Genomic DNA, 16,640 nt, shown 5'->3' on the forward strand with positions numbered 1-16,640 from the left:
TTCTCCTGCGGTATTTTTAAATACGATATACCACTAAAATCTATTTATATTACTCGCTGATTTGGCGATAAACCATTGGTGTTGCTTCAGGCGCTTTATCTCCAATCACCATCGCTTCACGCACTTCTTTCGCCGCTTCTTCCCACGCTTTTTCACTGTTTGCATGGATAATTGCCAGTGGTGTCTGGGTATCCACTTTGGCACCTAATGCGGCGATATCACTCAAACCAACACTATAATCAATTGGGTCTGTCGCTTTACGACGACCACCACCTAAGGTCACGACAGACATTCCCAGCGCACGGGTATCCATTTGCGTGATGATGCCGTCTTTTGGCGCATAAACCGCTTTGCTTAGTACCGCAGTCGGCAGGTATTTGTTGTAATTTTCAACAAAATCAGCAGGCCCTTTTTGCGCTGCAACCATACGGCCAAATACTTCTGCCGCTTTACCATTATCTAATACTGCCTGTAATTTCTGACGTGCCTCTTCACGGGTCGCGGCTAATGAGCCTGACACTAGCATTTCTACACACAATGCCATGGTCACTTCATAGAGGCGAGGGTTTCTGTATTCCCCTGTCAAAAATTGAACCGCTTCACGCACCTCAACAGCATTACCGGCACTTGACGCCAGTACTTCATTCATATCGGTCAGCAATGCGGTCGTTTTACAACCTGAGCCATTGGCGACTTTAACGATGGATTCAGCCAATTCCTCTGATTTCTCATAAGTTGGCATAAATGCCCCAGAGCCAACTTTTACATCCATCACTAATGCATCAAGACCTTCGGCTAATTTTTTACCCAGAATGGATGCCGTAATTAATGGTATGGAATCAACCGTTGCTGTGATATCACGGGTTGCATAAAAACGTTTGTCAGCGGGTGCTAATGAATTGGTTTGCCCAATAATCGCCACACCAACGTCTTTGATAATGTCACGAAAACGGACATCATCTGGGAAAATATCGAAATTTGGAATCGCTTCAAGTTTATCCAATGTACCGCCAGTGTGCCCTAACCCACGGCCTGAAATCATCGGTACATAACCACCACATGCTGCCACCATAGGGCCAAGCATCAGTGATGTCACATCTCCCACGCCACCTGTTGAGTGTTTATCCACTAACGGGCCATTGAGGTTTAACGATTTCCAGTTCAGAACCGTTCCTGAATCACGCATGGCTAAAGTCAACGCGACACGCTCAGGCATCGTCATATCGTTAAAATAGATAGTCATCGCTAATGCAGCAATTTGACCTTCTGAAACAGAATTGTCACGAACTCCATTGATAAAGAAACGAATTTCTTCTTCACTTAACGGCTTACCATCGCGTTTTTTACGAATAATTTCTTGTGCCAGAAACACGATATACTCCTTTAAAGTCGAATTTATCGGCTAACTAAATAGATTAATAACTGCTACTCGATTTTTTAACGTCAAAACCCAGTGTATTTAATAAATTAGCTAATAAACTTGATGCGCCAAAGCGGAAATGACGGCTATCTGCCCAATCATCACCTAAAATTCGACCAGCTAATGCTAAATATTCAGCCGCTTCTTCTGCGGTACGAACACCACCAGCAGGTTTAAAGCCAACGGTTTTCGCCACACCCATATCACTGATGACCTGCATCATGATTTCAGCACTTTCTAGTGTCGCGTTAACAGGCACTTTACCCGTTGAAGTTTTAATAAAATCAGCACCTGCTTTAATTGAAATTTCAGAAGCTTTACGAATCAGCGCCTTATCTTTTAATTCGCCTGTTTCAATAATGACTTTCAGTAATACATTCGCTGCTGCACAAGCCTCTTTACAGGCTTTCACTAAGTCAAAACCGACTTGTTCATTACCTGCAATCAGTGCACGGTATGGGAAAACCACGTCAACTTCGTCTGCACCATAAGCAATCGCCGCTTTCGTTTCCGCTAATGCGATTTCAATATCATCATTACCATGTGGGAAGTTAGTTACTGTCGCAATACGAACATCAGGGGTACCTTGTTCACGTAATGTTTTACGTGCGATTGGAATGAAACGAGGGTAAATACAGATTGCAGCTGTATTGCCAGCTGGGCTTTTCGCCTGATGACATAATGTGATAACTTTTGCATCTGTATCGTCATCATTTAATGTTGTTAAATCCATCAGGGTCAGCGCGCGTTGTGCGGCTGCTTTTAAATCAGTCATATAACTCTCCAACGTTGTTAATTCTTCAGAACGACACGTTCTTTGTTGGCGAGCGGGCTTGGTTCCTTAAAGATGCTAGTCGGTTTTTCCGAACTGAGCAGCTGAGATCCTTCTCACCGCATCATGCCCTAGAGTAATTTCACTCTTAGAACTAGCAGTTCCATAGCAGCTTACTAATGGCTATTTGACCATGAAACCCTGCTATTTTATGTGCTACAAATCACATTAATCGACTGAATGTTACATTATCAAAATTAAAAATGTTAACTAAATCTCATTTTAGCCGATCAGGCTATCAATTTATTCACTCAAATGGCTTTTATTTACTGCTCTAAGCAATAATTGGCTAAGTTAAGAATAGCTGAAAATTTGGACTTGAGATAAGCAGCTATTAAAAGAATATAAACCATCAAAATGAAAACGGAAGGACAATCACCCTTCCGTTATATTAGCTTCAAATAACGAGCTCATCGCTATCAGAAATCAATTAGATAATTGCGACTGCACCCAATGTTAAGAAGAAACCAGCAATTGTCGCACTCATCAAGTTAGACAGAGTTCCGGCCATGACCGCTTTCATACCTAAACGAGCAACATCGCCTCGGCGATTTGGCGCCATTCCACCTAAACCACCCAGTAAGATAGCCACTGATGATAAGTTAGCAAACCCACACAATGCAAAAGAAATAATCGCTTTGGTATGGTCAGATAACACTTGTTTACCTGCCGCAATGACATCTGCATCCGCCTTCATGTATTCACCAAAGTTCATAAAGGCAACAAACTCATTCACTACAATTTTCTGCCCGATGAAAGAACCTGCTATTGTCGCTTCATTCCAAGGTACACCAATCAGATATGCAATAGGGGCGAATAGCCAGCCTAATAATAACTCAAGGGACAATTGAGGGTAGTCAAACCAACCGCCAATGCCACCTAATATCCCGTTAATTAAAGCGATTAAGGCAATGAACGCTAATAACATCGCACCAACGTTCAATGCTAACTGCATCCCTGATGAAGCTCCCGACGCCGCCGCATCAATGATATTAGCAGGACGTTCGTCTTCAGCCACTAAATCTGTCGCATTAACTCTATCTTTAATATCTTCAGTTTCAGGAACCATTAATTTAGCGAATAACAAACCGCCCGGTGCAGCCATAAATGATGCGGCAATCAAATATTCCATCGGAACACCCATTTGCGCATAACCTGCCAATACAGAGCCTGCTACAGACGCCAAACCACCACACATAATGGCGAATAGCTCAGACGTTGTCATAGTTGCAATGTATGGGCGAACCACCAGTGGTGCCTCTGTTTGCCCAACAAAGATATTTGCCGTAGCTGATAAAGATTCTGTTCTTGATGTTCCGAGTACTTTTTGCAGGGCACCACCTAATATTTTAATGACTAACTGCATGATACCTAAATAGTAAAGTACCGCTATCAGTGAAGAGAAAAAGACGATTATTGGTAATACGCGGAACGCAAAAATAAAACCGCCGCCCCCAAATAATTCAAACATTTTATCGGAAACAAGACCACCAAAGATAAAACTCATGCCATCTTGACCATAACCGATCACTTTAGAAACAGCATCAGACACGTTTTGAAGCACGTTACGCCCTGCGGGTACGTAAAGAATTAATGCGCCAATGGCAAGTTGGATTAAAAATGCGCCGCCGACTGTACGTAGCCGGATCGCTCGGCGATTGCTAGAAAATAGGACAGCTATCGCGATAAGTACCGCCATTCCTATAATACTCATAATGAGCTGCATGGAAGAATCCCTGTTCACTTTATTTTAGGTTGATATATAAGGAAACGTGTGAGTCTCCTTGATTTTTAGTCTGATGATTATACCTAGTCATCATGAATAACCCGCAGCTTTCATCACAAATACGTACTGCAATAAGCAGTAAAAATTCAAACGATGTGACTAAAATCACAAAAACATCTTAATGTAGTCTAAAAAGGCACTAAAAACATAATTTATGACAGTAAAAGCTGAATGGATTAAACTTGATATATAACTGCATTACATAAATATTATTTATATTTATAGAGGCAATTTTACTTTGCTAGATTAAATAACGACAAACTATTGTTGTAAAGTTGTTGCGCTATTTCAGAAGGGGATTCGTGGCGAAGTTCACATAATGAGCGAAAAACCCATTGAATACGTTCAGGCCGATTAGGCTCACCTTGGAAGCCAGAAACAGGCATATCAGGCGCATCCGTTTCAAAGAGCAACGAGGAAAGGGGCAATTGGGACATCACATAACGCGTTTTATTTGCTCTTTCATAGGTAATCGTTCCTCCCACACCAATATAATAACCTAGTTTAACAAAGGCTTGAGCTTGAGATAAACTCCCAGCAAAACCGTGTATCACACCGCGAGCAGGGACATCAATGCGACGTAACATGGCCGCTAAGGGGTCATGGCTTTTACGTGAGTGCAAAATAACAGGCAAATCAAACTGTTTTGCTAATTTTAACTGAGTGGATAATACTGATTGTTGGCGCTCAAATTGAGGGTCTTGCATATATAGGTCGAGGCCTATTTCCCCTACAGCTACGCACTTTTTGTCTTTCCGATTAAGATAATCGACCAAAATATCAATATGTTGATCATGGCATTGGCTCAAATATAGCGGATGGAGCCCCATTGCGGCATATAACTGTGGATACTGCTGTGCCAATTGCCAAACTCGCTGAAAATTATCGACACTAACCGTCGGAATAATAATCTCACTCACCCCGCTTTGCTGTGCAAGCGACAGGCTTTCAGTGAAAGAATCACTAAAAGGAGGAAAATCAAAATGACAGTGAGTGTCGATAAATTTTGGATTAGCCGTCTCGATTGTCATTGACTTGCAGCCCCCCTATTACGGTGTCCGCCATGACCGCAGGCACTAAGTCCTCTTGTTCTTGAGACACCATGTCGATATCAATGGGGCTATCTTCTATTTTCTGCTCAAGAGTACGGCTAAAGGTAGGAAGATTTTGATTAAATGCCTCACCGAGCGCCGCGATAAAGTAGCGGCCACAACGCCTACCTGTATGATAATCCTCATTTAATGAGGAAATTTTACTGCCTAGTGCGCTGCTTTTTAGTGGAACAGGAGGATAAATTTCAAATATCTGTACATCGTTAGGGGGATTTTCAATAAATTCCTGCGTCTTACGGTAACTGTTTAAATGAACTTTCAACATAGTCGCCATACGCTGCAAACTATTACTGTCGCCTTCCAGCCATTGGGTCATTCTTTTCAGCCATTCCGGTGTGAAATACATTTGGGAGGGCACTGTACGGATCACGACGATGGTATCTGCACCACGGCGATAGGCCTCTTCAACCGGAACAGCGGCACTGATCCCACCGTCATGATATAAGGTGCCATCAAACTCAACACCCGTTCGATAAAAACCGGGAATGGCACTTGAGGCGCGGATCATATCTAACCAAGAATTCGCATCCGTTGGTTGTAGAAACTCAGCAGTAAAATCATCACTGCGGCTTGCTCCCATATAAAACTCACGACCAGACTTCAATAAATCTAGTCCCGCCTGCATACGAAGAGGACATTCATTTGCCGTAGTTTCCACCAGCCAATCGAGATCGATAAGATGTCCACCCCGAATAAAGCGTAATGGATTAAAAAATGCAGAATTCGTGGTATAGCGAGTGATCACACGTCGAGCATAGCCTACTTGACCACAAATATAAGCGGAAAGATTTTGTGCTCCTGCTGAGGTACCAATCATTAGGTCAAAAGGGTTAAAGTCGCAGATTAAAAACTCGTCCAGTACACCTGCAGTAAAAATCCCTCGCTGCCCTCCGCCTTCACAAATCAGCGCAGTTTTCCCCGGATTAATATCATCTAAGAATGCGAGGGGCTCGATAGTACCTAATGTTACTGAAACGTGTTTTCCCATAGTGACCCTTAATGATGTGTTATTTACTGCTTTAACTTGCCACTTTCACGCACTTTAACAATAGAAGAGCTTCCTAACGAAAGCTCACTCTAATGGATTTGTTTAATAAATATTCAACTATTTGGGCTATTCAATATTTATGTACAAACTAATTGGCAATGACTAAGCCATTTTGTACCGATTTCACCCCATTAACCTGCGATGCAACCTGTACGATTTTATCAATTTGATCTGCTGATTTGACAAAACCAGAGAGGTATACAACCCCGTTGACGGTCTTCACTGATACACTGTTGCTTGAAATGCCTTTAGTGCCCAGTAACTTGCCTTTTACATCCGCAGTGATAGAGGAATCATCAATGTACTCACCGGTGCTCTTTGCACCACTGGAAATGGCATTACCTGTATCGTTCCCTGCCATTTCTACCGTTTTTGCTGCATTGTCCCACGTCTGTGAGGCTTGTTTTTTCAAAGCGCTATCTGATGATGAGTTACATGCTGCCAGCACCAAGCTCAACCCAACAACCCCGAAACAGTTTAATAGCGTTGCTTTTTTCATAAAAAACCTTCCTTTTACTGTGATGGACTGATGACCTATACAGCCTAAGTAAAAAAACATAAAAAATAAAGAGAAATGCACTAAAGACAGAATATTCCTGACATATTAAATAATATAATGGAGAAATAGACTAAAAATGAAGGTCGAAAGTGGATTACCCGCTACTATTCACGTAGCGGGTTGATAGTCGAAATTAGTGCTCGCGAGTTTTGCGGAACTTAACGTCTGGGTAACGCTCACTGGTGAGGTTCAAGTTTACCATCGTTGGTGCGATATACGATAAGTTATCGCCACCATCTAATGCTAAGTTTTGCTCATTTTTACGTTTAAACTCTTCGAGTTTCTTCACATCATCACACTCGACCCAGCGAGCCGTTGAAACATTGACTGCCTCATAAATCGCTTCAACATTATACTCGCTTTTTAAGCGTGAAACGACAACATCAAACTGTAGCACCCCCACCGCACCAACAATTAGGTCATTATTGGTTAAAGGACGGAATACCTGTACCGCACCTTCTTCAGATAACTGAACCAAGCCTTTCAATAATTGTTTTTGTTTTAGCGGATCGCGTAAACGGATGCGACGGAACAATTCAGGGGCAAAGTTAGGAATACCCGTGAATTTTAGTTCTTCGCCTTGAGTAAAGGTATCACCAATTTGAATCGTGCCATGATTATGTAACCCAATAATATCCCCGGCATAGGCATTTTCCACTTGTGAGCGGTCTCCTGCCATAAAGGTTAATGCATCGGAAATCACCACATCTTTCTTAATACGCACTTGACGTAATTTCATGCCTTTTTCATAAGTACCTGAAACAATACGCATAAATGCAACACGGTCACGGTGTTTTGGGTCCATATTGGCTTGAATTTTGAATACGAAGCCGGTGAATTTCTCTTCCGTTGCTTTTACTTCTCGTATGTCAGTTTGGCGGGGTTGCGGGGCTGGAGCCCACTCGACTAAGCCGTCAAGCATGTGGTCAACACCAAAGTTCCCCAACGCTGTACCGAAGAATACAGGGGTTAACTCCCCTTCTAAAAAAGCATCATGATCAAATTCATGAGATGCACCTTGAACCAGTTCAAGTTCCTCACGCAATTGAGCCGCCAGCTCATCTCCTACAGCAACATCCAAGTCTGGGTTATTTAACCCTTTGATAATACGCACTTCTTGAATAGTATGACCTTGCCCTGTTTGGTATAGGATCGTCTCATCGCGCAGCAAATGATAAACACCCTTGAATAATTTACCGCAACCGATAGGCCATGTGATTGGACAACACGCAATTTTTAGCTCATTTTCCACTTCATCCAATAATTCCATTGGATCACGAATGTCACGGTCCAACTTATTCATGAAGGTTAAGATTGGTGTATCACGTAAACGCGTCACTTCCATCAATTTACGCGTCCGGTCTTCAACCCCTTTACCTGAGTCAATGACCATTAAGCAGCAGTCAACCGCCGTTAATGTACGGTAAGTATCTTCAGAGAAGTCTTCGTGCCCAGGGGTATCCAGTAAATTAACGAGGCAATCATTATACGGAAATTGCATGACAGAGGTGGTAATCGAAATACCACGCTGCTTTTCCATTTCCATCCAGTCGGATTTAGCGTGCTGATTAGAGCCACGACCCTTTACCGTACCTGCACGTTGAATAGCGTGCCCGAACAATAACACTTTTTCAGTGATTGTGGTTTTACCCGCATCGGGGTGGGATATGATAGCAAACGTTCTGCGAGTGCTAACTTCATGGAGAAAGTTCTGATCTGTCATTTAACCGTTCTTTTCGTTTATATACAGATTTGTATAGGCATTCAAAGAGGCTCGATTTGGCTCTAAGCGCAGCAAATCCGTTTTGTTAATCAAAATTGGTGGTTATTTTCGCAGATCTTCGGGGTATTAACAATCAAAGCATCGAGGTACAGGGAAAACAGTACCCCGATTTTTTGACGAATAAGCCATTACAGTGAAAGAATTAAGCCTTCACAAGACGGGCGATTTCGTCGCCTAATGCCTGAGTACTCGCATTTCCCCCCATATCGCGGGTTAAATATTTGCGCTCTTTGATGGCAGTTTCTACCGCTGACATTATAGTATCGTGCATATCAGCACAACCTAAGTGCTGCATCATCATGGCCGCTGCCCAAATGGTACCGATAGGGTTGGCAATATTTTGGCCTGCAATATCTGGAGCCGAACCATGAACAGGTTCGAACATCGACGGAAATTGTTTTTCAGGATTGATATTTGCGGATGGCGCAATCGCAATAGTGCCCGTACAAGCCGGACCTAAATCAGACAGAATATCGCCAAATAAATTTGACCCAACAATCACATCGTAGAATTCCGGCATTCTGACAAGGTTGGCGGCAAAAATATCAATGTGGAACTGATCTACTTTGATCTCAGGATAGTGCTTTGCCATTTGCGCAACACGGCTGTCCCAATAAGGCATTGAATGAAACAATCCATTCGATTTCGTCGCTGAGCTTAAGTGCTTTTTCTCTCGTGATTGCGCTAATTCAAACGCATACTTTAATATACGATCAGTCCCTTTTCGGGTAAATACACTTTGTTGCAGCACCATTTCTTCATCAGTACCTTCATATTGAATGCCACCGATAGCCGAATATTCCCCTTCCACATTCTCTCGAACCACATAAAAATCAATATCACCTGGTTTTTTATCCGCTAATGGGCACTTGATCCCATCAAACAAGCGAACTGGACGTAGATTAACATATTGGTTAAATGCACGGCGGATGGGCAATAATAACCCCCACAAAGAAATATGGTCTGGAACGCCAGGAAACCCTACTGCACCTAAGAAAATGGCATCAAACTTTTTCAGTTGCTCTAAGCCATCTTCAGGCATCATACGCCCTGTACGATGATAGGTTTCGCATGACCAATCAAAATGCGTAAAATTAAGTTTTACATCATATTTATTTGCAGCAGCCTCTAGAACTTTAAGCCCTTCAGGGATAACTTCTGTACCAATACCATCACCCGGAATAACCGCGATATTGAATTGTGACATGGCGAGAACCTCTGAAAAATAAATTAAGTATATTACTGGTCATTAAATAAGGTTAAAGCCAGCACTAATGCATCTTCTCTGCCTTTCTTCGCGGGATAATAGTCTTTACGAACTGTAACTTGGTGAAAACCGAGTTTATCATAAAGATGCAAAGCCGATGCGTTTGACTCCCTAACCTCTAACCACAGGGTTAATATCCCTTTCTTGACGAGGTCACCGATAAGCTGTTCCAGCAGCAAACGGCCATATCCTTTTCCTTGGTAATCTGGGTGGATGGCAATATTAAACAACGTCGCCTCATCCAAAACATACTGTGTTATTGCATAACCAACAATTTGATTATTAATAGAAATTTTTAGATTATGGTACTTTTCCCCTTGATTTCCGTAGAAAACTCGCTCAGTCCACGGAAAATCATGGCTTAGTTTCTCAATTAAGAAGGCCGTCGCAAGATCAGATTGCTTTAGTGGTGAAATTTTCATCATATTGATAAACTTGTTTCCATAGTGCCTGTTTTGCGCTGTGACTCAATATAAGTTCCGACAAAACAGGAGAAATAAACATAATTTTCACACCTTCAGGGTGGATTTCACCACCCAAGACCCAACAAGGAATGGTTATTGGTGTTGGGATTAAACTTAACTGCTCTGAATTCACACAAACAACATCATCTTGCGTAATATTCATTGATAGAAAAATATCTTTTAGCAGTTGGCTGTTTAAATCAAGGTTCTCATCAGTAATAATAATAAGCTTAGTCGACGCTGGGAACCTTACACCACGTTCACCACGTAACACGGCAGGGTTTCTCACCATCCATTGAGTGATCCCCATTTGTTCTAAAAGCCTGTCACGTCGTGTCATATAATTTTCCAGTCGCAATTTTACAACCACATCTTATCAAAGGGGATTAATAGCGCCAACAGAGCAATGCTATTTATCTCATTTCTGGTAATGTGTTATCGGTTTTTATTATTTTAGGAGATTGACAGAATATGTCATTACTGACACCTGCCAGCGAAGTTATTCAGCGCCATCTCGAGCATTTTACAGATCGTCATGTCATTTTGGCCGGTGACATTCAGGATGAATTGGCTGCCATGATAGACGCCACAAGTGTTCGAGTGGTTACTAATCAATACCACCATTGGAAACGGTTACAACCATTGATGGGGGAAATGGCACTATTTTCCACCACAACACCCGCGGAGTTTATTCAGCCTTGCAATACTCTGATCTACTTCTGGCAAAAAAATAAACAAGAAGCTTGTTTCCAGCTTGATGATCTTTGCACTCACCTCCCTGTAGGTAGCCAAATTTTTATCGTTGGTGAAAACCGTAGCGGTGTGAAAAGCGCAGAGTCCATTATGGAGGGAATCGCTAGTTTACAAAAAATTGACTCCGCCCGCCGCTGTGGCTTGTACTATGGTGAACTAGAGCAACCAACCACTTTTGATATTGACCGCTGGTGGCGCCATTATCAGATTGATAATGTGAGAATTAATGCCTTACCGGGTGTCTTTAGCCATATGGAACTTGATATTGGCAGCGACTTGCTACTGTCAACCCTCACAGAGCCAATGAGTGGTGACCTGCTTGATCTCGCCTGTGGTAACGGTGTGCTTGCAACCGTAGTTGGCTCACAAAACCCAGACATCAATCTGACATTAAGCGATGTCAGCGCCTCTGCAATAGACTCTGCAACATCAACCTTAGAAGCAAATAAGCTCGAAGGAAAAGTAGTTGCCAGTGATGCCTACTCAGACATTCATGATAAATTTGATTGGATTATCTCTAATCCACCGTTCCATGATGGCCTGAATACCAGTTACCGTGCTGTTGAAAACATGATCTACCAAGCCCCTAAATTCCTGAAAAAAGGTGGGCGCTTACGCATCGTAGCTAATGCCTTCTTACCTTATCCTGATTTGTTAGATAAAGCATTTGGCGGTCACGAAGTGCTAGCAAAAACGGGTAAATTTAAAGTTTACCAAGCGACTAAGCGCTAAACGTTTCTTCTAGAAACACACTAAACTACAATTTTTAATGTAGGTAACATGGCCAGCTACAATAGGTGGCCATTTTTTCAGCAAATAAAAAACTGTCTCCTAAAAAATTATTGACGTTCGCCAAAATTAGCCTAAAATCCGCCCCACATCGTTATTAGGTAAAAAGTATCGCTGTATCAAAATTTAGTTTGGCATTGCGAGGGTGGCGGAATTGGTAGACGCGCTAGCTTCAGGTGTTAGTGTCCTTCGGACATGGGGGTTCAAGTCCCCCCTTTCGCACCACTAATTTTGAGATAAACAACAATAATTTAGTATTGACGAGACGGTATTGCGAGGGTGGCGGAATTGGTAGACGCGCTAGCTTCAGGTGTTAGTGTCCTTTGGATGTGGGGGTTCAAGTCCCCCCTTTCGCACCACGGGTCAGTCAGTATTTACCTTTTCAGGTATCTCTTCAGAAAATAACCCCTGTTCTGACATTATTTTGCTACATCACCGATAAATAATTAGCCTAATAATACATCAATAAATGATTTACAGGCCCGCAACTATCGAGCCAGTAAACGATTTACCAAATTATCTTTGCAGTACAAAAGCCATTAAAAAACAAGCCAAAGAAATAACAGCAGGAATAATCAACAAACGCCGTGAGCCTCGGTTAAATAGCATCCCTGCGGTCGCAACCATCATAGTGATCATTACGACTCTAAGGCTATCTAACCCTATGCTGCTAAGTACATAAACAATGCTCAGCAATATCACTGCGAAAACGCCCCATAAACCCGCACCTATACGTCGTAAGCCGGTGGTTTTTGATATGCTAGTTGGCATAATGACCTCAACAACACTAAATGATAATGATTATCAATAATATCTACTTTTTAGTAAATTTCAATATTTTTTGTTCAACATCACACCTAATTCATCACCTCAATATATCAGCCAAACCAGTAAACAAAATGAATATCTTCGGGTTCTAAGGCGAACAACTCAGGATCGGGTTCTTCAATCAGTGTACAGCCAAGATATTGGTAAAAATGAACTGTATTTTCAGATGGTGTCGCTGAAATATATAGTCCTTTCGCCCCTTTTTCTATAGCAATATCAACACATTGCTGAAACAATCTCCCTGCTAACCCTTCACCGCGATATGGATAACTAACATGCAAAAAAGACAATTGTAATAAGTTTTTTTGCTCACCACGCCACACATTATCTAGGCTTGCCGCAGCAATGAGTTTGTCTTTCTCAAACACACCTAAAAAAATAGCACCTTGATCATAGCTTTCCAACAAATGTGGGGTATATGCCTCAGGCTCCCCCTCAGGCCAACCTTTCATATCAAAACGCTGCTTTGATAGCACTAGATTTCCATCTTGATATAAATAAAGATGCTCAATTAATTCAGTGCGATCAATTGACCAAACGGATGGGATTTCATCTCTCTGTAGTTTGCGAATTTCTCTCATTATATTTTTCTCATTATTTGTACTTATAAATAAGCACATTTATTGTTATCTAATACTTAATCATCAAGATAAACAATAAAAAAATAAGTTCAAATATTTCATGGTGCTATTGAGGGATGGTTGAAAGAAAACGAGAAGTTAGAGAGAAATAAAAAATTCTCTGCAACATCCTATCGCAGAGAATTTTCACTACAGGGTTGGTTTATTGCTTCAATCCCATCGCATCACGCATGGTAAAGAACAAATCGGTTTGGTCAGTCAGACCCATTACATTTGCCGCATGTGGGCCATAAGCTGCCACACGTAGCTGAGCTCCCGTATGCTCCTGTGAGTCATCCTCTTCAGAGTTACCGTAGTTGACAACCATGACAGAGCCATCTTTGGTGATCAGCGCTTGAGTTAAACCTGTGGATTTAGTGCCTTCTGGAATAATTTGGCTTGAATGAGAGTGATCGGCAGTCACGATAACTAATGTATCACCGTGTTTTTTCGCAAAATCTAAGCCGACTTGTACCGCTTCATCAAGGGCGACGGTTTCACCAATTTGACCACATGGATTGGCTTTGTGATCTTGTTTGTCAATAGAGGCGCTTTCAACTTGTAAGAAGAAACCATTTGGGTTGACTTCCAATAACTCAATCGCTTTTTTAGTCATTTGCGCTAATGTCGGTGCATTAGGGTCTAATTTTGCGTTCGGCTTACACTCAAGTGGCGGGTTATTAATATTACCATAATGAACGGCTTTCGGACCTTCCCATGCGACCGCCATATTGCCATCATGGAATAAGCCTAAAACAGGTTTGTCTTGGTTGGCCACTTTAACATCATTCAAGGCATTTACGTCACGTACAATATTAAAACCACGCTCAATCGCTTGTTGTTCTAGCGTTTTGCCTTTATAGTCGCCAGCCTTCGCTTCTTGTTGAAAACTTTTTGCTCCGCCACCTAAAGTGACATCAGCACGCGTCACCAGCAATTGTTCTGAAATTGAACCACGTCCGCCATTTTCTAACGCATTCGTCGCACATTTTTCTGACGTTTCTTCAGGACCATAACATTTACGCGCACTCACATGAGAGTACTGTGCCGCTGGTGTTGCATCTTGAATTTCAGACGTGGTTACGTTACCCGTTGCTTTACCGTTACGCTTCGCAATTTCAATTAAAGTTTCATGGTCATTGCCAAAGACATCAATCCCTAATGCACCATTATACGTTTTCACACCAGATGACCATGCTGTCGCCGAAGCCGCAGAGTCAGTCACATAGTCTGGTTTCTGCGTTTTTTTATCTAACGCATAATGGGTATATTGCCCCGTAATAGGCAGTGCATCAATACCTTTGAAAAAGCCAGAAGCACCTTCTGCATAGTTACGTGCGACGGTAATTTCAGAATCTCCCATACCATCACCGATAAATAAAATCACATTTTTAGCTTGACCATTATGAAGAGCCGCTTTCATTATGTCAGTTTGTTCAGTCGCTAAACGACGCGCTCCGCCAAATTTAGTAATATCGCCTTGAGCAGCTCGATTTTCAGAAACGGCATCATTTTTATCTGCGGCATAAGCAGGAATTGTAGTACCTAAAACTAACGTGCTTACCGTAACCGCTAAAAGGGATTTCATAAAATTACCCGTCATAACTGTTTCCTTGCCAATCAATAATGAAAAAGAGAATGTATGCTTCAAATAATAATAGGCATGCTAAAGGAGCTAGATGACAGTTGAATGACGTTTTTATTGCGGAATAAAGATGGTTGTCATAAATGTGAAAAAGCAGCTCCATATAAGCTGCTTTTTGTCACAATAATAGGCGTAATTTACCACTGCGAGGCTAGCTGTTTTGTGCCTTCATACAGCGTTTCACACCAAGAAACATAATCATGTCCACTCGGTAACTCTAGTGCGTCCGCCTGATAACCTTTGTGTTTTAGCACATCAAATAAGCGATAATGATTTTGAATAATCCCACCCCAACTACCTCTTTGTTCAAATAACCCCGCTTCAAGGAAAAAGCGAATGGGCAGTGGGGGCATGTTTTCTATCTGACGGATCAACCATTCAGGATCTTCCCCCTTTGGCGCCCACCAATAAGAACCTGACATGCTAAGTACATTACCAAACACTTCCGGATGTTGTAATGCATTCCAAGTCGCCCCTAACCCACCAAAACTAGAGCCTGCAATAATGGTACGATTTGCCTCTGCTTGAATGCCTTTTTTGGCGAGTAGCGGCATTAATTCATCCACCAGCAATTTAGGGAAATCATCATTGGGAGGTAATTCGTCCCCACGGCGATCTGAATTAATGCTATCAACAAATACAATATTCATTGCAGGAAGATCACCACCATTTATCCACTTATCAAAAAATTTCGCCATTTGATAATTTTGTAGATAAATTTGGCCATCTAATAACACCAAAAGTGCAGGTTGCTCCATCGGTACATTTGGGCGATACACCGTAATTTTTCTTTCATTTTTCAAAACTTGGCTAGAAAGTGTGAACGTTTCCAAATGCCCCTGTACTCCTGTATTTTCTATCTCAGGGAAGTTACATTGGCGTATCTGCGGAGCAAGTGATAACACGGAAAAACGGTTGTATTTGTCGGTGATGAATGAAGGAACAACATGAGGATTATAAGGATCAGCCTGTGCGGTGACTAAAATCGCTTTACGCTGTGCGAACCCGCCTTCAGGCACAGTTGGAATATCTGGCGCAATTTTGTATTGAGTCAACGTATCATCAGGAATAATAAATGAGCGATACCAAATATCCGTATCCGGTAAATGCGCCATTCGTTCATGATTACCAGACGGAGCGCCTAAAATATAGACATTTGACTTTGCCCCTCGCCACAAAAAGGTAGCCCGTTTCTGCTTACCTGGAAGGTTCTCAATTAATGGTGTCCCTTGTGCAGCAACAGCCTGCCAAAAAGCTGTCGAGTCACCATCACTGTAATATTCATCCAATAAGCTCTGTAACTTAGAGCTAACGGGCTCTCCCTCTTTTTTGATATCTAAAGGCTGGTAAGTGCTAACATTAAACTGTAAGTGCCAAGGCTTCCCTGGCTCCCCTTTTAATGAAAGGTAATACACCCCGTTTTCAGGTACGAGATAATCTACAGAGTGGGGTTCTTGCGCTGAACCATATTCTTGCAACGTTCGAATTGGTTGTTTCTTTGCATCCAATAATATGGCAGTGGAAACCCCATCACCATGTTGTTTAATAAAATCTTGCTGTGATACCTCAAAAAATAAGCAACTACGACCCTCGCTGTCATGTACTCCCTGTGCAGAAGAGAGTTCGGCCAAACGAATACAGTCTGAATTCGAGGCCATTGCTGTACAAGAAAATAGAATACACCCTAAAAGCGGCAAAGATTTCACATCTAGTCCTAATGAGTCAACTGATAAT

The 16,640-nt window shown here is 42.0% G+C and carries 15 protein-coding genes and 2 tRNA genes; 3 read left to right on the top strand and 14 right to left on the bottom strand.

What is annotated here, in order from left to right:
• Window positions 1–49 precede the first annotated feature (49 nt).
• From deoA to ACLPIE_RS19395, 10 genes are all read right to left on the bottom strand, one after another.
• Window positions 50–1,372, bottom strand: a complete 1,323-nt coding sequence (deoA, locus tag ACLPIE_RS19350; RefSeq protein WP_430263354.1) for a thymidine phosphorylase — start codon at window positions 1,370–1,372, stop codon at window positions 50–52.
• A gap of 43 nt (window positions 1,373–1,415) precedes the next feature.
• The gene (gene deoC, locus ACLPIE_RS19355; protein ID WP_430263355.1) at window positions 1,416–2,195 is read right to left on the bottom strand and encodes a deoxyribose-phosphate aldolase; all 780 of its coding nucleotides are present in this window, start codon (window positions 2,193–2,195) and stop codon (window positions 1,416–1,418) included.
• 487 nt (window positions 2,196–2,682) lie between these two features.
• Window positions 2,683–3,966, bottom strand: a complete 1,284-nt coding sequence (locus tag ACLPIE_RS19360) for a NupC/NupG family nucleoside CNT transporter (RefSeq protein WP_430263382.1) — start codon at window positions 3,964–3,966, stop codon at window positions 2,683–2,685.
• A 305-nt stretch (window positions 3,967–4,271) separates the two neighbouring features.
• Window positions 4,272–5,069 carry a TatD family hydrolase gene (locus ACLPIE_RS19365; RefSeq protein ID WP_430263356.1) on the bottom strand — a complete coding sequence of 266 codons (798 nt, stop codon included), beginning with the start codon at window positions 5,067–5,069 and terminating at the stop codon, window positions 4,272–4,274.
• Window positions 5,050–6,138: a patatin-like phospholipase family protein gene (locus tag ACLPIE_RS19370; protein ID WP_430263357.1), complete on the bottom strand. Its 1,089-nt coding sequence runs from the start codon at window positions 6,136–6,138 to the stop codon at window positions 5,050–5,052. The genes ACLPIE_RS19365 and ACLPIE_RS19370 overlap by 20 nt, the downstream gene beginning before the upstream one ends.
• Window positions 6,139–6,286: 148 nt before the next feature.
• Window positions 6,287–6,697, bottom strand: a complete 411-nt coding sequence (locus ACLPIE_RS19375) for a BON domain-containing protein (protein ID WP_430263358.1) — start codon at window positions 6,695–6,697, stop codon at window positions 6,287–6,289.
• 193 nt (window positions 6,698–6,890) lie between these two features.
• Window positions 6,891–8,480 carry a peptide chain release factor 3 gene (gene prfC, locus ACLPIE_RS19380; RefSeq protein WP_430263359.1) on the bottom strand — a complete coding sequence of 530 codons (1,590 nt, stop codon included), beginning with the start codon at window positions 8,478–8,480 and terminating at the stop codon, window positions 6,891–6,893.
• Window positions 8,481–8,682: 202 nt separating this feature from the next.
• On the bottom strand, window positions 8,683–9,747 hold the full coding sequence (locus tag ACLPIE_RS19385) for a tartrate dehydrogenase (protein ID WP_430263360.1): 1,065 nt from the start codon (window positions 9,745–9,747) through the stop codon (window positions 8,683–8,685).
• A 32-nt stretch (window positions 9,748–9,779) separates the two neighbouring features.
• On the bottom strand, window positions 9,780–10,232 hold the full coding sequence (gene rimI, locus ACLPIE_RS19390; protein ID WP_430263361.1) for a ribosomal protein S18-alanine N-acetyltransferase: 453 nt from the start codon (window positions 10,230–10,232) through the stop codon (window positions 9,780–9,782).
• Window positions 10,201–10,611, bottom strand: a complete 411-nt coding sequence (locus ACLPIE_RS19395) for a DNA polymerase III subunit psi (RefSeq protein WP_430263362.1) — start codon at window positions 10,609–10,611, stop codon at window positions 10,201–10,203. The genes rimI and ACLPIE_RS19395 overlap by 32 nt, the downstream gene beginning before the upstream one ends.
• Before the next feature lie 131 nt (window positions 10,612–10,742).
• On the opposite strand from ACLPIE_RS19395, the gene rsmC reads away from it, so the two are divergent.
• The 3 genes from rsmC to ACLPIE_RS19410 all read left to right on the top strand — a co-directional run bounded on the left by rsmC (window position 10,743) and on the right by ACLPIE_RS19410 (window position 12,172).
• Window positions 10,743–11,756, top strand: coding sequence for a 16S rRNA (guanine(1207)-N(2))-methyltransferase RsmC (gene rsmC, locus ACLPIE_RS19400; protein WP_430263363.1), 1,014 nt, complete (start codon window positions 10,743–10,745; stop codon window positions 11,754–11,756).
• A gap of 196 nt (window positions 11,757–11,952) precedes the next feature.
• A tRNA-Leu gene (locus ACLPIE_RS19405) sits at window positions 11,953–12,038 on the top strand.
• Between the two features lie 48 nt (window positions 12,039–12,086).
• Window positions 12,087–12,172, top strand: a tRNA-Leu gene (locus tag ACLPIE_RS19410).
• Between the two features lie 157 nt (window positions 12,173–12,329).
• On the opposite strand, the gene ACLPIE_RS19415 is transcribed toward ACLPIE_RS19410, so the two are convergent.
• From ACLPIE_RS19415 to ACLPIE_RS19430, 4 genes are all read right to left on the bottom strand, one after another.
• Complete coding sequence (locus tag ACLPIE_RS19415; RefSeq protein ID WP_430263364.1) at window positions 12,330–12,584, bottom strand: DUF1435 family protein; 255 nt, start codon at window positions 12,582–12,584, stop codon at window positions 12,330–12,332.
• A 107-nt stretch (window positions 12,585–12,691) separates the two neighbouring features.
• Window positions 12,692–13,222 carry a GNAT family N-acetyltransferase gene (locus tag ACLPIE_RS19420; protein WP_430263365.1) on the bottom strand — a complete coding sequence of 177 codons (531 nt, stop codon included), beginning with the start codon at window positions 13,220–13,222 and terminating at the stop codon, window positions 12,692–12,694.
• A 202-nt stretch (window positions 13,223–13,424) separates the two neighbouring features.
• Complete coding sequence (gene phoA / locus ACLPIE_RS19425) at window positions 13,425–14,864, bottom strand: alkaline phosphatase (protein ID WP_430263366.1); 1,440 nt, start codon at window positions 14,862–14,864, stop codon at window positions 13,425–13,427.
• 179 nt (window positions 14,865–15,043) lie between these two features.
• Window positions 15,044–16,612 (bottom strand): alpha/beta hydrolase-fold protein, encoded by a 1,569-nt coding sequence (locus tag ACLPIE_RS19430; protein ID WP_430263367.1) that lies wholly within the window; start codon window positions 16,610–16,612, stop codon window positions 15,044–15,046.
• Between the last annotated feature and the right edge of the window lie 28 nt (window positions 16,613–16,640).

It is taken from the genome of Providencia sp. Me31A, from assembly GCF_050487165.1.
Classification (GTDB): Bacteria; Pseudomonadota; Gammaproteobacteria; order Enterobacterales; family Enterobacteriaceae; genus Providencia.

What these genes read in the sequence shown, in the direction of transcription:
- deoC (WP_430263355.1), bottom strand. Translation starts at nt 2,195, where the DNA reads ATGACTGATTTAAAAGCAGCCGCACAACGCGCGCTGACCCTGATGGAT.
- ACLPIE_RS19360 (WP_430263382.1), bottom strand. Translation starts at nt 3,966, where the DNA reads ATGAGTATTATAGGAATGGCGGTACTTATCGCGATAGCTGTCCTATTT.
- ACLPIE_RS19365 (WP_430263356.1), bottom strand. Translation starts at nt 5,069, where the DNA reads ATGACAATCGAGACGGCTAATCCAAAATTTATCGACACTCACTGTCAT.
- ACLPIE_RS19370 (WP_430263357.1), bottom strand. Translation starts at nt 6,138, where the DNA reads ATGGGAAAACACGTTTCAGTAACATTAGGTACTATCGAGCCCCTCGCA.
- ACLPIE_RS19375 (WP_430263358.1), bottom strand. Translation starts at nt 6,697, where the DNA reads ATGAAAAAAGCAACGCTATTAAACTGTTTCGGGGTTGTTGGGTTGAGC.
- prfC (WP_430263359.1), bottom strand. Translation starts at nt 8,480, where the DNA reads ATGACAGATCAGAACTTTCTCCATGAAGTTAGCACTCGCAGAACGTTT.
- ACLPIE_RS19385 (WP_430263360.1), bottom strand. Translation starts at nt 9,747, where the DNA reads ATGTCACAATTCAATATCGCGGTTATTCCGGGTGATGGTATTGGTACA.
- rimI (WP_430263361.1), bottom strand. Translation starts at nt 10,232, where the DNA reads ATGATGAAAATTTCACCACTAAAGCAATCTGATCTTGCGACGGCCTTC.
- ACLPIE_RS19395 (WP_430263362.1), bottom strand. Translation starts at nt 10,611, where the DNA reads ATGACACGACGTGACAGGCTTTTAGAACAAATGGGGATCACTCAATGG.
- rsmC (WP_430263363.1), top strand. Translation starts at nt 10,743, where the DNA reads ATGTCATTACTGACACCTGCCAGCGAAGTTATTCAGCGCCATCTCGAG.
- ACLPIE_RS19415 (WP_430263364.1), bottom strand. Translation starts at nt 12,584, where the DNA reads ATGCCAACTAGCATATCAAAAACCACCGGCTTACGACGTATAGGTGCG.
- ACLPIE_RS19420 (WP_430263365.1), bottom strand. Translation starts at nt 13,222, where the DNA reads ATGAGAGAAATTCGCAAACTACAGAGAGATGAAATCCCATCCGTTTGG.
- phoA (WP_430263366.1), bottom strand. Translation starts at nt 14,864, where the DNA reads ATGACGGGTAATTTTATGAAATCCCTTTTAGCGGTTACGGTAAGCACG.